We start from the raw sequence: 21,369 nt of genomic DNA, 5'->3' as shown, positions 1-21,369 counted from the left end.
GCACCGGCGGCGGCCGGGGTGATCGATCAGCCGCATGTGCTGCTCCGCGCGGCCGTTGCCGCTGTGGCGTTCACCCTCCTCTCGATCGCTGTCTACGCGTTCAACGACGTGCGGGACGCGCCGGACGACCGCTGCCACCCGCGCAAGCAGTACCGGCCGGTGGCATCCGGGCCTGACCGGCCGCCTCCGTTACGGCTTCCTCGTCTCCACCGGTCGCGGCGAACTCCCGGAACACGAACTCTTCCGCGACCGCGTCCTGCTGATCGCAGGCCTCTCCTGGGCTGCGCTGGTTGGGGCCGGGCTGTACCTGGCCTAGACGGTGTAGGCCAGTACCGAGGAGAGCGCACTGGCTTTCGGTTCGGAAGGCTGCGTGGTGGTTCAGGTGCCTGATAGGGCATCTGGGAGGTCCATCTGGTTTCGTTTCTGCATGGTGTTGCCCAGGTGGCTCTTCCGAGAATGGAGGCGTGCCGAAGTCAGCGTCGCGCGATCGCAGTACAGCCTCGACGTCGAGGGCTGCGCGTCGGCTGCCGCCGCATGCCTACTTCGTTGTCAGTGCTGTCTTTCACTATCTGGGACCGGCGTTCGCGGTGCTGCTGTTCGCCCGTATCGATGTGCTCGGCGTTGCGTGGTTGCGGATCGCGACGGCCGCTGCTGTGTTCGCGGTCTGGCGCCGGCCGTGGCGTGTATGGCGGCGCCTCGGTTGGTCCACCCGCCGGTTGTTGGTCGGCTGGGCGGCCGTGCTGGCGGTCATGAACAGCGTGTTCTACCTCGCGTTGGACCGCCTGCCCCTGGGTACGGTGGCCGCGATCGAGTTCTTGCCTGTCATCGTTCTGGCTGCTCTGGCGGCCCGAACCCGGCGGAACGTGACCGCCTTGGTGTGTGCGGTCGGCGGGGTCTACCTGGTCACCGACGTACAACTGGTCGACGAGCCGGTGGGGCTCGCTTTCGCCGCCGCCAACGCGGTGCTGTTCGCGTTGTACATCATGCTTGGACACCGCGTAGCGCGAAATGATCAGGTATCCGGTATCGACGGCCTGGGGTTGTCGATGCTGATCGCTGCTGTCGTCGCCCTGCCGATCGGGATCGCGGATGCGGCGCCCGCTTTCGCAGACCCGGTTGTGCTGGTGGCGGCTGCCGGCGTCGGATTCTGTTCGTCGGTCATCCCGTACGTGAGCGACCAGCTGGCGATGGCCCGTCTGCCGCGTGCCACCTACGCCCTGATGGTGTCGCTGCTGCCAGCTACCGCGACCGTCATCGGCGTCGTGGTTCTGACCCAGATTCCCAACGCCAAGGAGATCCTCGGCGTGGTCCTCGTTGTCGCCGGGGTCGCGATCCACGGCGAACGCGCCACGTAGCTGACGGACTCGTCGCCGTGATGGCCGAGAACCAGGACGGAACCCGGATTCGTGGCGTATTGACACGCCATGACCCGAATGTTGCGCTGGTTTCCTGGTGGTAGAGGGGGCTGCGGAACGTTCGACCTCGCAGAGTCTCGTCCAAGGCGCAGGCGGCCGTCGGCCGCTGCGCATCGAGGGCTGCTGCTGATAACAGGGGGACTGAGTTGTGTATTGCCGCAGGAATGTCAGGAAGTTGATCGAGGAGTACAACGCCGCCGCGCCGGCCGACAGGCCGGCTACCGAACTGATGCGGTTCCGCAATGCCGTGGTCGCGCTGAAAGCGGCGCCCAGCCAGCTTGCGCCGCCACACACCCAGGCGAATCGGTACGACGACTACGTCTACGTCCACCAGCAGTCGATGGCCGGACACCCGGGCAGTGACCCGGGGCCGCACCCCGGTCACCGCGGACCGATGTTCTTCCCGTGGCACCGCGAGTTCCTACGGCGCTTCGAACAGGACCTGCGGTCCGTCTCGGGCGACCCGACCATCTGCCTGCCCTACTGGAACTGGAGCGTCGACAAGGCGCCGGCCGACAGCGGCTACCCGTTCTTCACCGAGTTCCTCGGCGGCGACGGGACCGGCCCGGGCGCTGTGGTCGCCGACGGCGTCTTCGCAAAGGCCAACGGATGGAATCTGGCGATCGCAGACGCATACGACAACGATCCCCAGCACGTCGCGAGCTTGTCCTCGCTCCAGCGCCAGCTCGGCGTCGGGGCGGCTGTTCTGCCTGTCGAAGCCGCGGTGAGCGGTGCTCTGGCCGAGACCACCTACGACGCCGTGCCATGGAACCGAACCACGCCGGGCAGTGACAGCTTCCGGAATCTGGTCGAGGGCTGGGTCGGACCGCAGCCGGGATCCAACACCCACAACCGGGTGCACGTGTGGGTCGGCGGATCCATGCTCCCCGGCACGTCGCCGAATGACCCGGTGTTCTTCCTCAACCACGCCAAGGAGGACGAGCTCTGGGCGGTCTGGATGCAGAAATACCCAGCCGGAGCGCGTTACCTACCGCTTGACACTCAGCCACTGCCCGCCGGCCACACCCACCTCAAGCGGCTGAGCGATCACATGGACAGCCTCGCCGAGTACTTCGGCGGCGCCACCTTGGACCGGCCGATCGACCTGCTGGACCACAAGTCGATCACCTGGTACGACACCGACCTGCCGGACATCGTACTGGAGTCAGGCCCAGCGGTCGGGTTCACCGACGTACCGGCAGGGCTCACAGTCGGTCGGAAGATCCGGTTCCGGGTTCGCAGCTGCCGGCCGGTGTACTTCAGTCTGACGGCGTCACCGACCGGCAACTTCAGCGTCGTCGGCGGCCCAGACTTCCTGGTGATTCCCCAGCGGGCCAACGACTTCGAGATGCTCGAGGTGGAGGTGCGCTTCCACGCGGTCGGTGCGAATGTGCAGGTGGCAGCGGTCGACCTGCAGGCCGCCGTCATCGACGATGAGGGCTACTACGCGGCGAGTCCCGGCGATGCGTTCGTGGTCGGTACGTTCCACGTCGAGCTGGTGGCCAGCAGCATCGTCACCACCAGCAGCTCGATCGCGCTGGTCCTGGACCGCTCTGGCAGCATGGCTGATGTCGTGACCGGCGGCCTCACCAAGAACGTGCTGCTGAAGAGCGCGACAGGTGTGCTGCACAGTCTGATGCACGACGACGACGAGATCGGTATCGCCCGGTTCGACCACGTCGCGGACGCGATCCTGACGATGTCACCGAAGTCCGCGGGGCTGGGCACTGTGCTGACTGGACCCGATCTGGATCCGCGCGGCGCGACCAGCATCGGGGCCGGCCTATTAGTCGGCGCTGCGCTGGTCAACAGTCCCGGTGCGAGTCACCCGAACAAGGCAGTGCTGGTTCTGACCGATGGCAACGAGAACACTGCTCCGCTGGTGAGCTCGCTGCCTCCCGGCACGGTCAACCAGACGACCTTCGCCATCGGGTTCGGCCTGCCCAGTCAGGTGAGTGCTCCGGTGCTCAGCCAACTCTCCGGCAACAGCGGCGGATACCTGCTGATCACCGGCGCGATGAACAGTTCGGCCGAGCGTTTCACGCTCGCCAAGTACTTCATCCAGATCCTCAAGGACGCCACGCTGAACCAGACCGTGGTCGATCCAGCGGGCCAGTTGCTGTGGAACCAGGGCGCGCAGACCAACTCGTTCTCGCTGACCGAGGCTGACCTGTCGGTCGACATCGTGGCGCTGTGTCCAGTGCCGCGGTTGCTGGACTTCACCCTGACCACACCGAGCGGCGCGGTGATCACTCGTGACAGCTCAGCCGTCGAACCGAACGTCAGCTATGTGATGGATCCGGACGTGGCCTACTTCCGGCTGTTGTTGCCCGCGCTGACCGCCGACCCCGCTGGATCTCACCGAGGCAGCTGGGAGGCGACCCTGCGGCTGCGTGACCCGCAGATGGTCCTGGAGGAACTCGAGGAAGAGGGTGACGACCGGGCCATCCAGGCGTTCCTGCGCGCGCTGCGTGAATGGGCGGCTCAGCCCGTGCCGTACAACCTGTCGGTCCACACCTACTCGAACATCCGCCTGGATGCAGCGCTGCTGCAGAAGAGCTTCGTTCCAGGCGCCGACGCCGCGATCGTGGCATCGCTGAGGGAGTACGACCTGCCACTGACCGCAGCGGCAAAGGTCTGGGTCGAGGTCCGGATGCCCGACGGGTCGACGGCGGAACTGGAGCTGGCCGAAGTCGGGGAGGGCAGGTACGCGCTGGACTATCAGCTGAGGCTCGCCGGCCAGTACCAGTTCCTGCTGCGTGCCGTCGGCCGCAGTCCCGGCAACGGGACGTTCTCCCGGGAAAAGGTGCTGACTGCCGGCGTCTGGGAGGGCGGTGACAAGCCGTGGGAGCCGGAGCTCGACGGCAAGGATGGGGACGGCCAGGAGGACTTGTTCGGGTTGCGCGACCTGATGGGCAGGCTGCCCGGATCGGCTGCCGTTCGGGAGCGCCTGAGCCGCGCCGGGTTTGATCTCAAGGCCTTGCGCGACGCACTCGCGGCGGCGGCGACGCCCGACCAGCCGGCCACCGAACCCGAGCCGGATGAGGTCTCCGTCGACGACCCGGAGGCAAGGTGGGAGCTGGTAGCGGAGCTGACTGAGCAGGCGCGGGCGGCGATCCCCGAGCTGAGCACGCCAGTCGTACGCAGGCCGAGGCTGCCGGGCGTCCCGGGGAACCTGTTCGTCGAAGACCCTGAGCCGATCGAACCGATCGAACCGCCGGAACCGGATCACGACCACGATCACGACCATTGAGGCCGGGCGGCCGCCATCAGGGCAGCGGCTTGAGTTGTGTGGCCGCGCTAGGCAGCCGGATTTCGAACTGGGCTCCGGCGGAGGGGTGGTTGCGGGCCTGGACGGTGCCGCCGTGTAGGTGGACGACTTCGGCGACGATGGCCAGGCCGAGGCCGGTTCCGCCGTCCTCCCGGTCGCGGGCTGTGGTGAGCCGGACGAATCGCTCGAAGATCCGTTCGCGGTCGGCCACGGGGATGCCGGGTCCGTCGTCGGAGATCGTGAGGACCGCCTGGTCGGCGGTTTCGGTCAGGGTGAGGGTGATCCGGTGGCGGGCGTAGCGGGCCGCGTTGTCCCCGAGGTTGCGGATCATCCGGCGGAGCGAGTTCTCGTCGCCGAGGATCTGACCGGCGGAGACCGCCGACGTGTCGACGGTGAGGGTCGTGGCCGTGCGCAACCGACAGGCCTCGGCCAGGACGAGGTCGTCGAGATCGACGGGAGAACTCGGCACGGAGAAGTCCTGTTCGTCGGCGCGAGCCAGGAGCAGCAGGTCGTCGACGAGGCTTTGGATCCGGAGGTTCTCGGCGAGCACGGTGCCGGCCAGTTCTTCCAGTGAGGATCGCTCCGGGTGTGCGAGCGCGACCTCGGTGTGCTGGCGGATGGACGCGATGGGGGAGCGGAGTTCGTGTGAGGCGTCGGAGACGAACCGTCGTTGGCTGTCGCGTGCCTGTTGCAGCCGGTCGAGCATCCGGTTCATCGTCGCGGCCAGTCTGCCGATCTCGTCCCGGCTGTGGACCGCCGGCACCCGGCGGTGCAGTTCGGCGGCGGAGATCTCCTCGACCTCGCGCCGGATCTCCGACACCGGGGCGAGCATCCGGCCGGTCACGATCCATGTCACGCCCCCGACGACAGCGAGCATCACCGGCAGCCCGACCAGCAGGACCCGCCGCACGAACCGGGTGGAATCCAGGACGTCGACCAGTGGCCGACCCACGATCACCTGTACTCCGTCCGCCTGCGGCATCGAGGCGGCGGCGAAGACGAAGTCCTCGGAGTACCCAGGTGGCTCGACCGCAACGCATCGGGTGCCTGGATCCGCGAGCCGCTGCGTTCCCGATGCGCCCAGGACTGCCCCGGATCGGTCGACCAGTTGCACCAACTCGGTGCCGGAGGCCCGCACTCCCAGCGGTGCGGCAAGACTCAGTTGTACCGCACGCTCGCGGGCATCCGCACAGACCTGATCGGTGAGCACCGACCCGAGCAGTGCGACCAGAATCAGGGCACCGGCCACCAGCGCCAGCCCGACAACGAGGACCGCGGCAAGAGTCACTCGGACTCGCACCGTCATTGCCATCGCCCCCTATCCGCCATCGGCCGCCAGTCGGTACCCCGAGCCTCGCAGTGTCGCGATGGACGATCGCCCGAATGGCCGGTCGATCTTGTTGCGGAGACGCCGTACGTAGACCTCGACGATGTTCGGATCGCCCTCGAAGTCGTAGTCCCAGACGTGTTCGAGGATCGTCCGCTTCGACACCGTGACGCCCTGGCGGCGAATCAGGAATTCCAGCAGCGACAGCTCACGCGTGGTCAGGTCCAGCTCGGCCTCGCCTCGCCAGGCCCGCCTGCCCGCTGGGTCCACCCGCAGATCGCCGGCCTCGAGGATGACCGGCCGCGCGACAGCGCCTCGGCGTACCAGCGCTCGCAGCCTCGCGACCAGTACTGCGTACGAGAAGGGCTTGGTCAGATAGTCGTCCGCGCCGGTGTCGAGCGCCTTGACCTGGTCGGTGTCCGCGTCGCGTGCCGTCAGCATCAGGATCGGGGTCCAGATGCGTTCGGTCCGCAGCGTGGAGCAGATCTCGAACCCGTCGATCTCCGGCAGCATCAGATCCAGCAGCAGGACGTCGTAGCTGTGCTCGCGGGCCAGCCAGAGTCCGTCGGTGCCGGTGAGCGCCACGTCGACGGCGAAGCCCTCCGCCTCGAGGCCGTTGCGCAGACCGGCGGCGAGCCGCAGCTCGTCCTCGACCACGAGCGCCCGCATGCCACACCTCCTCTGCGGCGATCCTGACCCATTCTCGCTGAACGCGGGCTGAATCCGGCGTTCAGCCGGGGTTCAGGACCGTCGTCCTACCGTCGGGCCATGCCCACACTCGAAGCAGTCGGCCTGAGCAGACGCTACGGCCCGCGCAGCGCAGTAGAGGGCCTGAGCTTCGTGGCCGAGCAGGGTGACATCGTCGGTTTGCTCGGACCCAACGGCGCGGGGAAGACGACCACGATCCGGCTGCTCACCACGATTCTTCGACCTACTGCCGGCTCGTTCACTGTTGCGGGGATTCCCGACCGGGAGCCGGCGAGGATCCGGGCGCGCATCGGTGTTCTTCCCGAGAGTGCCGGCTACCCCGGGCGTCAGAGCGGTGCGGCCTACCTGCGGTACGCCGCGAGGTTGTTCGGCCGGAGCCGGTCCGAGTCCGCGATGGCCGCCCGACGCTTGCTGGACGAGGTCGGTCTCGGTGATCGGGCCGGCGCCTTGATCTCGACGTACAGCCGCGGGATGAAGCAGAGGCTGGGCATCGCGCGGGCCTTGATCAACGACCCTGCCGTCGTATTTCTCGATGAGCCGACTCTCGGGCTGGACCCCGCCGGGCAACGCGAAGTCCTCAGCACGGTCGCCCTGATCGCCGGGGAACGTGGTGCCACCGTGGTCTTGTCCACGCACACCCTGGCGGAGGTCGAACAGGTGTGCAGCAGTCTGCTGATCCTGGATCGCGGCAGGCTTCGCGCGGCCGGTACGGTCGCCGAGGTCAAGGCGGCCGTCGGCGCGGCGAGCCTGAACGATGCGTTCCTCAGCCTCACCGAGAGGAGCGACCGATGAAGCCCGACGAGACCCGTACACCGGGCAGCCGCTGGCTGGTGGTCGCCGAACAGGAGAGCCGGGACCTCTGGATCGGGGGACGCGGTCCGCTGCTCGTGTTCGCGTACAGCGTGCTGCTCAGCGCGATGACCTACCTGGCGGCCACGAACCGCGCGATGAATTTCCTCGAGCAGCGGGAGGCCGTCAACCTCACCGTGCAGGTGGCTCTGTCGGTCGGTGTGCTGCTCACACTCGTCGTCAGTGCGGACGCGATCAGCGGTGAACGCGAACGCGGCACCTTCGAAGCGCTGCTCCTGACGCCGGTTTCCCGGCGGGGGATCGTGGCCGGAAAGCTGGTCGCGGCCACGACTTTGTGGCTGGCCTGTTTGGTCGTCGCCATTCCCTACCTGTGGGTGCTCGGACGCGGTGTCGCGGCGACGGGGCAAGCCGCAGTACTGGCTTTGTGCGTCGGGACGCTGGTGGCCTTTGGCCTGGCGGGCCTGGGGCTGTTGATCAGCGCCCTGACGAACTCGAACAAGACCAGCCTGGCGGTCAGTCTTCTGCTGTTACTGGTGTTGTTCGCCCCGACGCAGATCCCGGCGTTGCCGAGGACAGGCTTCGGGGAACTGCTGGTCCGCATCAACCCGATCGGGTCGGCACTGCACTACGTCTCCCAGGTCCTGGTCGGCCGCCGCACCTGGACGCACGACCTCAGCTATCTTGTCGCGCCGGCCATCCTGGCCGTGCTGGTCTGCACCCTGCTGATCGTGATCGGTCCTCGCATCGTCAAGCTGACCGCAGGAGTGGGGTCCGAATGAATCCGCTCAATCTCATCGCCACCGTCCTGCTCGCGGTCTCACCCGCACCACCAGCGCCGGTCATCACGATGAACCAGAGCAGCCTGACCGCCGTCACGGGCCAGACGCTGTCGCTGGAATCGGTGGTCACGGGGGAGTTGAAGGAACCGGCGATCGCCCACCTGAACGTCGCCAGCCTCGACGGGGTGTACGTCGACCTCGAGGACTGGACGACAGAGGTCACCAAGCCGGTCCCTCCGGGCGCGGAGACGCAACTCGACTGGGAGGTCCAGGCAGTCAACCCTGGGCGCTTCGCCGTCTACATCGTCTTGATTCCCCAGAACGGCTCGCTGCTCGCCGGGCCACCAGTTCACCTGACCGTGTCCGCCCGACAGACCCTCGACACGGCCGGTGCACTCCCGGTCGCGCTCGCAGTCCCCACCCTCCTCGGCCTGACAGCCCTCGCCGGCCGCGTCCGCCCATTCCGCCGAACCTGACAAGCCGATCCGCGGTGTCGGCGGCCGGATCAGTTGCTCGATTTTGCCTGGGGTAGTGCGAGTTTGGCGGCGGCGAGACCTTGGGTGATGAGTTCGTTGCGGGCGTCCTGGCCGGCCGGGACGGTGGTGTGGACGCCTTCGCGGAGGTAGGCGGTGAGGCGGGTGGGTTTGGCGGCGAGGTATTCGGCCCAGTGGACGATGCGCAGGTTGGGGTATCTGCGTTGGGCGTCGGCGAGTTGGAGGTTGATCCAGGCGCTGTTGCGCTGGTCGGCGACCTGCATTGCTGCCGTCTTGGAGGTCCGGCACATCTGGGTGTTGACCCAGACAACGATCCGGTTGGGGCCGACGATGCTCATCGTGCGGTTGATCTGGGCGGCGAAGACGGGTGGGTTGAAGGCGTCGTTGGTGCCGGTGGCCATCAGGATCCGGCGCGGCATGCCGTACCTGGTGGCCCAGGCCTGGAGGGCGTCGACGGCCGGGGTGGTGGGGCGGCCGGACCAGTTGTGGACGGCGAGGCTGTCGCCGGTGCGGCCGGCCAGGCGGACGGCGAGGGATCGGCCGTCCTGGACGGCGATGCTGTCGCCGAACATGAACACGCCGTCCCTGGCGACGACGGTCTTGATGGTGGCCTCGGTGGCGATCGCTTTGCTCATGATTTGCCAGTTCCCGAGTACGCCGGAGCCGTAGGGGCCGCTGTCGGCGGCGTCGCTGTGGCTGGCGGCGACGATGGCGCCGGTGGTGCCGGCTACGGCGACCGCTCCGGTCAGCAGAATCTGGCGCCGGTTGGGCTTCACGGCGCGCAAGCGTTTCCTCACGGGGAGGAACTGTGAGGCCGGGACACACCGAAAAGCAAGCCACGCGGTCAAGGTGCGGAGGTCATCTGCAGCTTGTTGCAAGATCTGTAACGCGACACGCTCCGTGAGCGATAGAGGCATCACTCAACCCGCTAGGTGACCATCTGTAGTCATTCGTGTCGTCCCTGTCGTGGCGAGATTCCTGCAGCGCGGAAGGCGGCGAACGATCAAGGGGATTCATGGACGCTACGGGACACCTGGAGCACGCAGGCCATCCCGAGGCGTTCGGCGTCTACCTGGTTGTCGATGATGCGGGTGGTGATCGGCCTGTGGGTGACTTCGCTGAGCCGTTCCAGCATCGGCGGCAGGTTCGGGCAGCCGATCGGTGATTAGTCGCGGGCCGGTTGGAACAGCTCCACGACGTTGCCGGATGGATCTTCCAGCAGGATCTGCTGTCCGCCCGGGCCGGTGACGATGTCGTTGCGGAAGTCGAGGCCCGCGGTACGCAGGCGATCTACTTCGGCCGCGAGGTCGCTCACGATGAGGTGGATCCGGTTCCACCCGCCTGGGCCGGGGACGGTGCCGTCCGGCATCGCTCGGCCGGCTGAGCTCGTCGGCCCGCTCAGGAGCAGCCGCAGATTGCCACGGACTACGTCAGCGAAGGCCGGCGCGGCATTCATTCTGAGCGTGAACCCGAGGTGGCGCGTGTAGAAATCGAGCGCGGACTCGACGTCGTTGACCATGTAGCGCACTCCAACCAGGTCCTGTTGGTTGTCGGACATCGCTATCTCCCTTCCGGTTCGCGCGCCTCGTCCACGACGGCAGGCCTTGCCCCGAGTATGTGGTCACAAACCGCCCCTCGGCGGGCTCACCCTGGATGAGCCCGATCAGGGGGAAGGTGTGACTGTGGACGAAAGGGAGTGGCTCGCCGACCGGTTCGAGGAGCAGCGCCCGCGGCTGCGGGCGGTGGCGTACCGCATGCTGGGCTCGGTCGCCGAGGCCGAGGACGCCGTTCAAGACGCCTGGCTGCGACTCAGCCGGGCCGACGCCGGACGGATCGACAACCTCGGCGGCTGGCTGACCACGGTTGTCGCCCGGGAGTCGCTCCACAGGCTGCGGTCACGGGCACGCCGGCGCGAGGATCTCGTTGACACCCTCGCCAGGCTGCCGGACCCGGTCATCTCCGCGGCCGGCGTCGACCCCGAGGAGGAGGTCGTGCTCGCCGAGTCGGTCGGTCTCGCGCTGCTCGTGGTCCTTGACTCGCTCACCCCGGCCGAGCGGCTGGCGTTCGTGCTGCACGACATGTTCGACCTGCCCTTCGACGAGATCGCACCACTCGTCGGCCGCAGCTCAGTGGCTGCGCGGCAGTTGGCCAGCCGCGCCCGCCGACGAGTCCGCGGCGTCGACCTTCCCGCCCCGGACCAGGACCCCGTCCGGCAGCGCCAGGTCGTCGACGCGTTCTACGCGGCCGCGAACGCCGGAGACTTCGAAGCACTCGTCGAGCTCCTCCACCCCGAGGTGGTGTTCCGCGCCGACTACGGCCCCAACCGGCCGCCTGCGCAGTACCGGGGCGCGGCGACAGTCGCGAAGCAAGCAGGACGCGCTCGCGGCGCCGACCTCTACCCGGTCCTGGTCAACGGCCTCCCAGGAGTGGTCACAGCCAGGAACGACCGTCCGGTGTCGATCATGGCGTTCACCATCGCCGACGGCTTGATCCTGGAGATCGACGGCATCCGCGACCCCCACCGGGTACGGCGGCTCGCGGCTGATGTCGTGCACCCTTAGACGCGGGGCCGCCTCGAGAACGCCAAAACCAGGCTGAGAACCGGTCCGGCGGCAAGCACGATCGCGAGTGCGGCGTAGCCGTAGGCGAGAGTCGCCGCGGTGGCGACGCCCGCCACCAGGAGTGGCCCGCCCGCGTCGCCGAGTTCCCGCCCGAGCTCGGCGGTACCCATCGTCTGACCGAGACGCGCCGGCGGCGTAGAGGCTGCCAGGGCCGGGAATCCCAACGGCGTGATCAGCCCCGTGCCGGTTCCGATCAGCAATGCAGCAAGCAGGACGCCGACGATCCCCGGCAGGGTAGCACAGCCCAGACCGGTCGCGGCTATGAGCAGGCCAACTGTCAGGCCGCCGCGTACGGTGATGCGGCCGGCGTCCAGGGCGCGACCGGCGCGAGGCTGGACCAGCGCGGCGGTAGCGGCGAGCACGGACACGGCTGCGCCGGTGGCGACAGTGCCCAGCCCTGCTGCCGCGCCGGTCACCGGCAGGAACCCAACACCGACCGATAGTGCCGCGGTGGCACCGGCCAGCGCAGCGGTCGGCCGCAGAAACGGCGGATCGGTGACCCGGCGGGCCAAATCGATCACAGTCTGCCGGGTCCGGGGCAGCGGCGGCACCGCCGGTACTGCGAGCAGCGCCCAGCCGGCCACCGCCAACGCGAGGATGGTCATCACCGCGAACAGCAACCGGAATCCGCCCAGCCAGACCAGCCCACCGCCGAGCAGCGGCCCGAGGGTGTAGCCGATGCTCTTGCAGAACCCGTAGCTGCCGAACGCGCGGCCGTGCTTGGCCGCCGGGTTGAGCCGCGCCACCAAGGCGGAGGCTGACGGCGAGAACGCCGATGCCGCGGCCCCTTGCCCGAGCCGCGCGACCCACAGCCACCCTGGGCTGTCGGCCACCACATACAGCCCGGAGGCGACAGCGAAGCCGACCAGCCCGGCCAGCAGCACCGGCCGGGCGCCGATCCGGTCGGCGATGGTGCCGAACACCGGTTTCAGCAGTACCTCGGCGCCGTCGTACAGGGCGAGGAGGAACCCAAGCGTCAGGAGCGACTTCACCGCGTCGTCGGAGAAGGCGCCCAGGTTGGCTGCCACCGCGTGGGCACCGAACGCTGTCGTGAACCCGGCCGCATACAGCGGCCACATCTGCCGGTCGCGTGCGGCCGCGCTCGGTGCAGCGGGGTGGCTCATTGTTCGCTGCTCGGGATGTCGTGCAGGACCCGGAAGACCCGCTCGGCGTAGTCCTCGCACACCGCCGCGCATTCCTTCACCCGGGCGGTCGCCCGGGCGGCCTCCGCAGTACCGAAGACGTCCCGGGCGGTCAGGTCACGATGCCAGCGCCGCAGCCTTTCCAGGCTCTGCTCCTCCTCCTCGAGCTCGGCCAAGGTGAACTTCTCGATGCGGATCTCCTTGGCCACCTCGGCCTCGTACTTGGCGCAGTCGGCGATGAACTCTGCCCAGTCCGCCTGGCGGGCGGCGTTGAACAACGCCTCGAACCGCTCGGCATCGGCCGGACTGCGACCACCGGCCTCCAGGACCGTCGCCTCACCATCAGCGCGCGCCACCAGCGCGACCGCACGCTCCACGCCACCGGCGAACACAGGCAGGTCCGGCACCGCCCAGACCCCCTGTCCCAGCGACAACGCACCAGCCTTGCGCAGCTCACGCCACACGCCGACTCGATGCCGGGAAGGCTCGGCAGGCAACCGGATCACCAGTACCAGCCACCGACTGCTGCGCCGCTTATCCGTCACATCGCAGAATGTATCCCGCGTTACATCCGATCTCCACGCTGGCCGGCTGGTCGCGGACGCCGTCCACAACGCCGAACACGCCATGGGCATGGGCATGAAGCCACCGGCGGCTGGTGGCAGCTGATCCGCGACGCGGTGCACAACTTGCGCGAGCGGGTGCGGCCGGGCTCAGTAGGCCGCTAGGCGATCGTGGAGGATGTCGAGCTGAGCTGGGTTGCTGGTCAGCTTGATGGCCTCCTTGTCGGCCTCGTGGGCTGCCGCGGTCCTGCCGTCGGCGCGGAGGAACTCGGCTTGGGTCGCGTGGAAGAGTGGATAGTTCTTCAGAGCGGCCTGGAGGTCGTCGAGTTCTGCCAGAGCAGCTTGTGGGCCGTAGACGTAGCGGGCGGCGACAGCACGGTGCAGCTTGGTGACCGGAGTCGGCTGAAGATGGAGCAACATGTCGTACAGGACGAGGATTTGCCGCCAGTCGGTCTCGGCCCAGGTGACGGCTTCACAGTGGCAGGCGGCGATCGCGGCCTGGAGTTGGTAGGGCCCGGGCGAGCGGTGGCGGCGCGCCGTACGGGTGAGCAAGGAGGTGGCTTCGGCGATCGCGCGATGGTCCCACTTGCTTCGGTCTTGGTCCTGCAGAAGGACCAGTTGTCCGTCGGCGGTGAACCGCCCGGCAACCCGAGCTCGGTGCAGGCGGATCAGCGCCAGGAGTCCGGAAACGTCGGGCTCGTTGGGGAGCAGGCCGGCGAGGAGTGCAGTGAGCCATTCGGCGTCGTCGACCAGGTCTCGGGAGTGTGCTCGGTCGCCGGTGCTGGACAGGTAGCCCTCGTTGAAGAGCAAGTAGATGACAGTCAGTACTTCGCTGAGTCGCTCGGCCAACTCGTCGTCGCGAGGGATCCGGTAGGGGATTCCAGCGTCGGCGATCTTGCGTTTGGCTCTGGTGATGCGTTGCGCCACGGTGGATTCCGGGACGAGGAACGCTGCGGCGATCTGTGCTGTGGTGAGGCCGCAGACCACGCGGAGGGTGAGCGCGATCTGGGCCTCGCGAGCGAGCGCGGGGTGGCAGCAGGTGAAGATGAGCCGGAGCCGGTCATCCGGGGCGCGGTGGATCGGCCATTGCAGCTGGGCGAGTTTGGAGCGGTAGTTCTCCTGCCTGCGGAGTACGTCGAGGCCCCGGCGGCGTGCCACGGTGAACAGCCAGCCGTCGGGCCGGTCGGGAATCCCTTCTTCGGGCCAGCGCTTCAGCGCGATCTCGATGGCGTCCTGGACGAGATCCTCGGCGGCGGAGAAGTCGCCCAGCAGCGAGACGAGGGAGGCGGCGAGCTGGCCCGCATGTTCGCGGACCACGCGAGTCAGCTCGTCAGCAGCGGGATCGGCGCTCATGACTCCACGGGGCGGATCTCGACCACAGGGCACGCGGGCCAGGTCTTCACCATCCGCAGTGCTTCGTCGAGATCAGTGACCTCGATCTCGGTGAACCCGGAGATGACCTCCTTGCCTTCCATGAACGGGCCGTCGGTTGTGACCGGTTCGGGCCCGTCGAGCCGTACCGTGGTCGCCGAGGCCCCGCCCTGGAGCTTGCTGCCGCTGTGGCGGATGTTGGCCGCGTGGTCGATGAACCACTGGTTGACCCGTTGATAGACGTCTTCCAGCTCGGCCGGGCTGAACGACTCGAGTTCCTTGGCGTATTCCTCGGTGTCGACGAACATCAGCACGTACTTCACGCACGTCACCTCCTGTTGTCAGTGTGGCTGGTCGGAGGTCAACTGGAGGGGAGGTTGGCGTACAGATCGACGCCGTTGCCGGCCGGGTCGGTGACGGTGGCGTAGCGCATCCCCCAGGGTGCGTCGAATGGTTCCTGCAGCCCGGTGACGCCTGCTGTGGTGAGTTCGGCGTACGTCGCGTCGACGTCGGCTGGGCTTTCGAGCTGAAAGGCGAGGAAGGTTCGCCCGTTGGCGGGCGCGGTCCACTCGGCGGTGGTCTTGCTGCGCAGGTCGTCGGTGTCGAGCATCAGGTGGAGCCCGTTGGGAAGGTCGCAGCCGGCGTGGTCGTCGGGCATGTACTGGTCGCGGACGAATTCGAGGCCGAGCAGGCGGTAGAAGTCGATCGCGGCGCCCAGGTCGGTGACGGTGATGTCGAGGACGTTGAGTGTGGGTTGCATGGTGGTCTCCAGGTCGTTTGACTTCCTTCATAGGGGAGACGATCGGAGCGCCACCGGATACGACAAGGTTCCCGCCCGGCCCGCGGTACAGCTCTTCGGCAGGGCGTCCAGAACTTTCTCCGGCCGCGTGTCGTATGCGGCGGCTCGCCGATCGTCATACACGTGTGGGCAGCTAGCCGAGCTGCAGAGGAGAAGGAGGGTGCCGTGCCGGATGACGACAAGTTGCGAGCAGCGCACCGAGCCCTGGTGGATCGCGTTCTGAACGGAGAGGGCAGGGCAGCCGCGCAGCAGCGAGCCCGTGCCTTCAGCAACGAGGGCCTCTCCCCGCCGTTGGGCGCGCTGATCGGCAAAGTCGCCACGAGGCCGACGCAGGTCACCGAGGCGGACTTCGCTGCGGCAAAGGCGTCGGGCTTCAGCGAGGACCAGCTTTTCGAGCTGGTGATCTGCGCTGCGGTCGGTCAGTCCACCCGGATGTATGAAGCCGGACTGGCTGCCCTGGCCGAAGCAACCGTCAAGGAGAGGCCGGACAATGCGACTTGACATCCTCGACCGCGGCTACCGTCCCTCGACCAAGCTGCTCTTCGCGCTCATCCGGCTGTTCTCCGGGCACCCGGTGCCAGACGCCGCCAAGCTGGTCTTCTACCGGCCCGATTTCTACGGCGCCCGGGCCAAGGAGTTCACCCACGAGGCGATGCGCGGGCCTTCCGCCTGGTCGGTAGGCGACCGGGAGCTGATGGCGGCGTACGTGTCCAAGCTGAACGAGAGCACGTTCTGCATCGGCGCGCACACCGCGACCGCAACGCAGGCGTACCAGGACGGGCCACGGGTCGCGGCGGTGCTGGCCGACCTGGAATCGGCCTCCGTCGAGGAGCCGCTCCGGGCAACGCTGCGGATGCTCGGCAAGCTGACCACCGAAGGAAAACTGGGCGCCGAGGACATGCGGGAAGTGCTGGCCGCCGGCGTCTCACCCCAGCAGATCGAGGACGCGCTGGCGGTCTGCGCCGCGTTCAACACGACCGACCGGCTCGCCGACGCCTTCGGCTTCGAGGTGCTCACCCCCGAGGGCTTCGAAGCAGGCGCCAAGTACCTACTCAAGCGCGGCTACCGATAGCGCGTGCTCGGACCGGCTGGTTCGGCTCGGTCGCGATCCGCAGTTGTGGGCGGACGACCTCGCCGCGGTCATCGATCAGCTGGGCCTGGACCGACCGGTGCTGGTCGCCTGGTCCTACCGGGCCCGGCTTCCTCGAGAACGCACCGGACGCCAGCCTGCCCGACCTGGCCACGAACATCGCCGCCATCAGACGCTTTCTCGGGGCATGCACCGTCGAGCCGCTCGCGCCGGACGACTGGAGCGCTGCCCTGGGTTGGAACATGGCTGCTCGCCGTGACGACAGCCCACCGTGCCGCCAACACCTTGGAGGGGACGCAAGGAAGAAGCGCCACCGAATCTGGCTCCACCCGCAGCTACCACCCGGTTCCAGAGCGCAGGCCCCTAGGTCGGTTTGGGGGTTTCTTCCCATTGCCAGAGGTAGAGGCAGGCGAGTGTGCGGTGGGGGCGCCAGGGGTCTGCGATCCGTTCTACCTCGGTGGGGCGTGGCAGGCCGGGGAGACCGTAAATTCGCTCGACCGCGCGGCGGATCTCCAGATCGCCGGCTGCCAGGACGTCGGGGCGGTTCAGGTGGAAGATCAGGAAGATGTCGGCGGTCCAGGTGCCGATGCCCTTCACGGCGACGAGCTGTGTGACCACTTCTTCGTCTGCTAGCAAGTGCACGCGTTCGAGGTCGAGTTCACCGCTGACGATGTGTTCGGCCAGCGAGCGGAGGGAGGCCGTCTTGGCTTTCGAGAGCCCGGCGGCCAGCCGCAGCTCGTCGGGATCCGCCGCAAGAATCTCCTCCGGCGTCGGGGGATTGCCGCCGAAGCGCTCCCGCAGTCGTTGGTAGATCGCGCGTGAGGCGAGGTTCGAGATGTTCTGGCTGACGATGGCGCGCACGAGGACGCCGTAGTGGTCGGTCGGCATGTTCGGATCGGCCGGGAGCGCCGGGTCGGGGACCGTCGTCACCGGGCCGCCGTTGTCCTCGATGACCTGGTCGATGATCGCGCCCAGCACGGGGTCGGCCTGGCGCAGGTGCTCCTCCGGGGCGACCCGCTCACCCGCTGATGTCATTCCACTGGTCATGGAACACCCTCTTCTGCCGGGTAGCCAAAGTTACTCTCACAGGTACGGCTGGTCTCGCCGGCAAGGCGAGATGAGCGAGCGATGGGATGGCGGTGGCCTATCAAGATCTCCGAAGAACGACCGATGACGCTGGCTGACGTCGGGCCGTCCGTGCTGGCCGCGCTGGGTGTTCCCGGCATGACCGACGTTCTCGGTCTGCCTGCCGCGCCCAAGGTGTGCCTGCTGCTGGTCGACGGACTGGGCTGGCAGCTCCTCCGAGCGCATGCAGCCGAGGCGCCGTTCCTCTCCTCGCTGGCAAAGGATTGCGACCCGATCGTGGCGGGGTTCCCCGCGACGACGGCGACGAGTCTCGCGACCCTCGGTACCGGACGGCTGGCCGGCGAGCACGGGGTGGTGGGTTACTCGTTCGCCGTCGACGGTGAACTCCTCAACGCGCTGGGCTGGCACCGGCAGGGTGAAGGACGTCCGATCGACCTCCGCGATCGGCTCGTACCCGAGCAGGTCCAGCCACACCGGACCATTTTCGAGCAGGCCGGTGATGCGGGGGTGCCGGTTCAGCTGGTCGTGCCGCGTGACCTCGAAGGCAGCGGACTCACCCGCGCCGTACTGCGTGGCGGACAGTTCCGGAGTGCCTACGCCCTCGGCGACCTGATCAGCCAGGTACTGCGCGCGCTGCGCGAGCACGAGCGGATCCTCTGCTACGCCTACCACGCGGATCTCGACGGGCTCGGCCACGGTTACGGACCGGGAAGTGACGCGTGGTGCCACCAGTTGAGTGTCGTCGACCAGGTCGCGGCGACGATCGCGGACGGGCTTCCCAAGGACAGCATGCTGCTGGTCACCGCCGACCACGGCATGGTCGCCGCGGCGGACCACGACCGGGTCGACTTCGACGCGGAGCCGGAGCTGCGCTACGGCGTACGGGTGCTGGGCGGTGAGGCCCGGGTCCGCCACCTCTACACCGAAGCCGGGGCGCTGGACGATGTGGTCGACAGGTGGCGCGAGCACCTCGGCACCAGAGCCGCGGTACTGCGTCGCGACGAGGCGATCGGCCAGGGCTGGTTCGGGCCGCGCGTCGCCGACACCGTGCGCCCACGCATCGGCGACGTCGTGGTCGCCGCGCAGGGATCGACGGTGGTGGTCCGATCGAAGCTCGAAGCCCGCCTGAGTCGCTTCGTCGGTCACCACGGCTCGCTGACCCCCGAGGAACAGCTCGTCCCACTCCTCGTAGCCTCGAACACGAACGAGTGAGGGTCGGGCCGATGGCGAAGGATGATGAACGGATGCTGGGGTTCCCGGAGATCGCCGCGCTTGCTCGCGATCGGCTCGGTTTCGACGCGTTGCGCCCAGGCCAGGCGGAGTCGGTACGGGCGGTGCTCGAGGGTCAGGACACGCTTGCCGTCCTTGCGACCGGAACTGGCAAGACTGCGATCTATCAACTCGCCGGGTTGGCGTTGGGTGGAGTGACGGTTGTGGTCAGCCCGCTGGTGGCTCTGCAGCGCGATCAGATGCGGGCGCTGTCCGAGCATCCGGCCGGTGTTGAAGTTGCCGAGTTGAACGCCAGCGACCACGCCGGGCAACGCGTGGCCCACGAGATGCTGGTGCAGCGACGTCCGGGATTCGTGCTCATGTCGCCGGAGCAGCTCACCCACGCGGCTGTACTCGAACTGCTGGCGTCGTCCCGGCCGCATCTGGTGGCCGTGGACGAGGCCCACCTGGTCAGTGAGTGGGGACAGGACTTCCGGCCTGACTATCTGCGACTGGCCGCGGCCATCCGCGCTATGGGCCGGCCGCCGATCCTCGCGCTGACTGCCACCGCTGCTCCGCCGGTTCGGAAGGAGATCATCCACCGGCTGGAGATGCGCGCCCCGTCCGTGGTGGTCGGCGGGTTCGATCGGCCTAATCTCAACCTCTCGGTGTTCACGTTCGCCGACGAGGAGACCAAGGGCCGCCGCCTGCTGAGTCATGTCCGGTCCTCGCGCGGACCGGGCGTCGTCTACGTCGCGACGCATCGCCATGCCGAGGACCTGGCAGCTGAGCTCGAAACTGCGGGCGTCTCCGCACAGGCGTACCACGCGGGCCTCTCCGCCCGGCAACGCCGCGAAGTACAGGACGGCTTCCTCGCCGATCGGTACCGGGTCGTCGTCGCCACCATCGCGTTCGGGATGGGGATCGACAAGCCGGGCATCCGCTGGGTCAGCCACGCCGAAGCTCCTGGCTCGATCGATGCGTACTACCAGGAGATCGGACGTGCGGGCCGCGACGGCGAGCCGGCCGACATCGAACTGTTCTACCGCCACGCGAACCTGGGACTCAACCGGTTCTTCGCCTCAGGTGGCGTCAGCGACGAGGATCTTCTCGCTGTCGCCACCGCGATCGACGAGCACCACCCCGCGGACATCGCCGAACTGGCCGCCGCCAGCGGGCTCAGCCCGGCCAGGGTCGAACGCGCTCTCGGCCGGTTGACGGATGCCCGAGTGGTCATCGTCGGACACCGCTTCCGCCTGACTGCGCGAACTGATGTCGAGAAGGCCGTCGCAGGCGCATCGGCGGTCGAGCACGACCGTCGCGAGGTTGCCCGCTCCAGGGTCGAGATGATGGCTGCCTACGCCGAGCACGGTGGCTGCCGACGCGAATGGCTGCTCAACTACTTCGGAGAGCAGTACAAAGGTCCCTGCGGCAACTGCGACAACGACTTGAACGGCCACACGGCCGCACCGGCCCCCGATCAGCCGTTCCCGGTCGGCAGCCGAGTCAAGCACCCCACCTTCGGGTCCGGCCTGGTCGAGCGTTATGACGGCACCACCATGACCGTGCTGTTCGACCGCGTCGGCTACAAGGAACTCCGAACCGCCTTCATGACGTATCGCCATCTCCTCGAACCCGAATCCTGACCGGCTGCTTCACCCCGTCAATCCGTCGGGCGGAAATAGTGGCCCTCCGCCAGATCGGCGAGCAGCCCCAGGTGCGTCGGTTGCCAGTCGAGCAACTCGCGAGTGCTGGTCGCTGATGTCGGGTTGTCCAGGGCAACGAACGAAGCCAGGAAGCCGACGTACTGGGCCGCCTGTTCCGCCTCGACCGAGCGAACGGGCAGCTCGAGCCCCGCTCCGATGGCCTCGGCGATGCGGCGGAACTCGATCCCCTCGTCGCCGACGGCGTGCAGGCGCGTGCCGGCCGGGGCGGACTCGAGCGCGAGCCGGTACAGCCGCGCGGCGTCGAGGGTGTGGACGGACGGCCAGCGGTGGAGCCGTCGCCGACGTACGTCGACACGCCGTGCTGCCGGGCGAAGGTGATGAGCGACGGCGCGAAGCCCTGGTGGTCGAGCGTGCTGTGGGTGATCGGTGGCAGCCGCACGACCGACGATCGAATGCCCTTGTCCGCAAGCCCGATGACGAAGTTCTCCGCGTCGATGCGGTAGCCGCTGGGCAGGAAGTCCTCCTCCGTCCCGGTCCGGTCCAGCGAGGCGTAGGCGAGCAACCCCGTTCCCGACGTGTTCTTCCGCCACTTCGCGGACAAGCGCGAGGTGCTCTTCGCCGGCTCCGAGGAGCTCCAGCGGCGGATGGTCGACGCCCTGACCGGCGCGCCTCGGGGCGCGGAACCGATGGATGCCATCACGATCGCCCTGCTCGCGGCGGCTGAGTTGTTCGCCGACCGCCGTGACCATTCCCGCCGTCGGCAGGCCGTCATCGCGGCGACGCCCGAGCTCCGCGAGCGCGAGTTCATCAAGATGGCATCGCTCGTCACGGCGTTCACCGAGGCTTTGCGGCAGCGAGGTGTCGGGCCGGCCACCGCGTCGCTCGCGGCAGAAACGGGTATAGCGGTCTTCCGGGTGTCATTCGAGCGCTGGGTCGCCGGACCGGAAGACGCGGACCTGGCCGACGTCATGCGAGGCACCCTCGCCGACCTCTCCGAACTCACTGCCTGACGCCCTG

22 protein-coding genes are annotated in these 21,369 nt (G+C 68.1%); 11 read left to right on the top strand and 11 right to left on the bottom strand.

The window, feature by feature from the left end; translation table 11 throughout:
* Positions 1-464: 464 nt before the first annotated feature.
* Positions 465-1,355 (top strand): EamA family transporter, encoded by an 891-nt coding sequence (locus EV644_RS15040; protein ID WP_132188860.1) that lies wholly within the window; start codon positions 465-467, stop codon positions 1,353-1,355.
* A gap of 235 nt (positions 1,356-1,590) precedes the next feature.
* The gene (locus tag EV644_RS15035; RefSeq protein ID WP_132188859.1) at positions 1,591-4,668 is read left to right on the top strand and encodes a tyrosinase family protein; all 3,078 of its coding nucleotides are present in this window, start codon (positions 1,591-1,593) and stop codon (positions 4,666-4,668) included.
* A 16-nt stretch (positions 4,669-4,684) separates the two neighbouring features.
* On the opposite strand, the gene EV644_RS15030 is transcribed toward EV644_RS15035, so the two are convergent.
* Complete coding sequence (locus EV644_RS15030; protein ID WP_158292829.1) at positions 4,685-5,992, bottom strand: sensor histidine kinase; 1,308 nt, start codon at positions 5,990-5,992, stop codon at positions 4,685-4,687.
* 12 nt (positions 5,993-6,004) lie between these two features.
* Entirely contained in the window at positions 6,005-6,682 is a 678-nt protein-coding gene (locus EV644_RS15025) for a response regulator transcription factor (RefSeq protein WP_132188857.1), read from the bottom strand.
* A gap of 99 nt (positions 6,683-6,781) precedes the next feature.
* Between EV644_RS15025 and EV644_RS15020 the strand changes: the two genes are divergently transcribed.
* The 3 genes from EV644_RS15020 to EV644_RS15010 are packed head-to-tail and all read left to right on the top strand — an operon-like array spanning position 6,782 to position 8,786.
* On the top strand, positions 6,782-7,513 hold the full coding sequence (locus tag EV644_RS15020) for an ABC transporter ATP-binding protein (protein WP_132188856.1): 732 nt from the start codon (positions 6,782-6,784) through the stop codon (positions 7,511-7,513).
* The gene (locus tag EV644_RS15015; RefSeq protein ID WP_132188855.1) at positions 7,510-8,310 is read left to right on the top strand and encodes an ABC transporter permease; all 801 of its coding nucleotides are present in this window, start codon (positions 7,510-7,512) and stop codon (positions 8,308-8,310) included. The genes EV644_RS15020 and EV644_RS15015 overlap by 4 nt, the downstream gene beginning before the upstream one ends.
* Positions 8,307-8,786, top strand: coding sequence for a hypothetical protein (locus EV644_RS15010; RefSeq protein WP_132188854.1), 480 nt, complete (start codon positions 8,307-8,309; stop codon positions 8,784-8,786). The genes EV644_RS15015 and EV644_RS15010 overlap by 4 nt, the downstream gene beginning before the upstream one ends.
* Positions 8,787-8,815: 29 nt before the next feature.
* Here the strand turns inward: EV644_RS15010 and EV644_RS15005 are convergent, their stop codons facing one another.
* Both EV644_RS15005 and EV644_RS15000 read right to left on the bottom strand, forming a co-directional pair.
* Positions 8,816-9,601 carry an SGNH/GDSL hydrolase family protein gene (locus EV644_RS15005; protein ID WP_132188853.1) on the bottom strand — a complete coding sequence of 262 codons (786 nt, stop codon included), beginning with the start codon at positions 9,599-9,601 and terminating at the stop codon, positions 8,816-8,818.
* A gap of 368 nt (positions 9,602-9,969) precedes the next feature.
* Positions 9,970-10,362 (bottom strand): VOC family protein, encoded by a 393-nt coding sequence (locus tag EV644_RS15000; RefSeq protein WP_132188852.1) that lies wholly within the window; start codon positions 10,360-10,362, stop codon positions 9,970-9,972.
* A gap of 124 nt (positions 10,363-10,486) precedes the next feature.
* On the opposite strand from EV644_RS15000, the gene EV644_RS14995 reads away from it, so the two are divergent.
* Complete coding sequence (locus tag EV644_RS14995; protein WP_132188851.1) at positions 10,487-11,365, top strand: sigma-70 family RNA polymerase sigma factor; 879 nt, start codon at positions 10,487-10,489, stop codon at positions 11,363-11,365.
* Here the strand turns inward: EV644_RS14995 and EV644_RS14990 are convergent.
* The 5 genes from EV644_RS14990 to EV644_RS14970 all read right to left on the bottom strand — a co-directional run bounded on the left by EV644_RS14990 (position 11,362) and on the right by EV644_RS14970 (position 15,261).
* Complete coding sequence (locus EV644_RS14990; protein WP_199239818.1) at positions 11,362-12,549, bottom strand: MFS transporter; 1,188 nt, start codon at positions 12,547-12,549, stop codon at positions 11,362-11,364. The two genes, EV644_RS14995 and EV644_RS14990, sit on opposite strands and share 4 nt — an antisense overlap.
* A complete protein-coding gene (locus tag EV644_RS14985) occupies positions 12,546-13,112 on the bottom strand; it encodes a Chromate resistance protein ChrB (RefSeq protein WP_132188850.1) in 567 nt (188 codons plus the stop codon). Before EV644_RS14985 ends, EV644_RS14990 begins: the two co-directional genes overlap by 4 nt.
* A 168-nt stretch (positions 13,113-13,280) precedes the next feature.
* Positions 13,281-14,483, bottom strand: a complete 1,203-nt coding sequence (locus EV644_RS14980) for an RNA polymerase sigma factor (RefSeq protein WP_132188849.1) — start codon at positions 14,481-14,483, stop codon at positions 13,281-13,283.
* On the bottom strand, positions 14,480-14,824 hold the full coding sequence (locus EV644_RS14975) for a YciI family protein (protein WP_132188848.1): 345 nt from the start codon (positions 14,822-14,824) through the stop codon (positions 14,480-14,482). Before EV644_RS14975 ends, EV644_RS14980 begins: the two co-directional genes overlap by 4 nt.
* Positions 14,825-14,862: 38 nt before the next feature.
* A complete protein-coding gene (locus EV644_RS14970) occupies positions 14,863-15,261 on the bottom strand; it encodes a VOC family protein (protein WP_132188847.1) in 399 nt (132 codons plus the stop codon).
* A gap of 204 nt (positions 15,262-15,465) precedes the next feature.
* Between EV644_RS14970 and EV644_RS14965 the strand changes: the two genes are divergently transcribed.
* Positions 15,466-15,801 (top strand): carboxymuconolactone decarboxylase family protein, encoded by a 336-nt coding sequence (locus tag EV644_RS14965; RefSeq protein ID WP_132188846.1) that lies wholly within the window; start codon positions 15,466-15,468, stop codon positions 15,799-15,801.
* Positions 15,791-16,372, top strand: coding sequence for a carboxymuconolactone decarboxylase family protein (locus tag EV644_RS14960; RefSeq protein WP_132188845.1), 582 nt, complete (start codon positions 15,791-15,793; stop codon positions 16,370-16,372). Before EV644_RS14965 ends, EV644_RS14960 begins: the two co-directional genes overlap by 11 nt.
* A gap of 381 nt (positions 16,373-16,753) precedes the next feature.
* Here EV644_RS14960 and EV644_RS14955 read toward each other — a convergent pair whose 3' ends face one another.
* Positions 16,754-17,437, bottom strand: coding sequence for a DNA-3-methyladenine glycosylase family protein (locus EV644_RS14955; RefSeq protein ID WP_199239817.1), 684 nt, complete (start codon positions 17,435-17,437; stop codon positions 16,754-16,756).
* 123 nt (positions 17,438-17,560) lie between these two features.
* Between EV644_RS14955 and EV644_RS14950 the strand changes: the two genes are divergently transcribed.
* A complete protein-coding gene (locus EV644_RS14950; RefSeq protein WP_132188844.1) occupies positions 17,561-18,688 on the top strand; it encodes an alkaline phosphatase family protein in 1,128 nt (375 codons plus the stop codon).
* 11 nt (positions 18,689-18,699) lie between these two features.
* A complete protein-coding gene (locus EV644_RS14945; protein WP_199239816.1) occupies positions 18,700-20,331 on the top strand; it encodes a RecQ family ATP-dependent DNA helicase in 1,632 nt (543 codons plus the stop codon).
* A gap of 17 nt (positions 20,332-20,348) precedes the next feature.
* On the opposite strand, the gene EV644_RS14940 is transcribed toward EV644_RS14945, so the two are convergent.
* Complete coding sequence (locus EV644_RS14940) at positions 20,349-20,942, bottom strand: Rossmann-fold NAD(P)-binding domain-containing protein (protein ID WP_132188843.1); 594 nt, start codon at positions 20,940-20,942, stop codon at positions 20,349-20,351.
* Between EV644_RS14940 and EV644_RS14935 the strand changes: the two genes are divergently transcribed.
* On the top strand, positions 20,928-21,362 hold the full coding sequence (locus tag EV644_RS14935; RefSeq protein WP_132188842.1) for an acyl-CoA-like ligand-binding transcription factor: 435 nt from the start codon (positions 20,928-20,930) through the stop codon (positions 21,360-21,362). The two genes, EV644_RS14940 and EV644_RS14935, sit on opposite strands and share 15 nt — an antisense overlap.
* Positions 21,363-21,369: the final 7 nt, after the last annotated feature.

The sequence above is a fragment of the Kribbella orskensis genome, assembly GCF_004342085.1.
GTDB classification, from domain to species: Bacteria; Actinomycetota; Actinomycetes; order Propionibacteriales; family Kribbellaceae; genus Kribbella; species Kribbella orskensis.
This window is presented reverse-complemented; position numbering and strand designations above follow the sequence as displayed.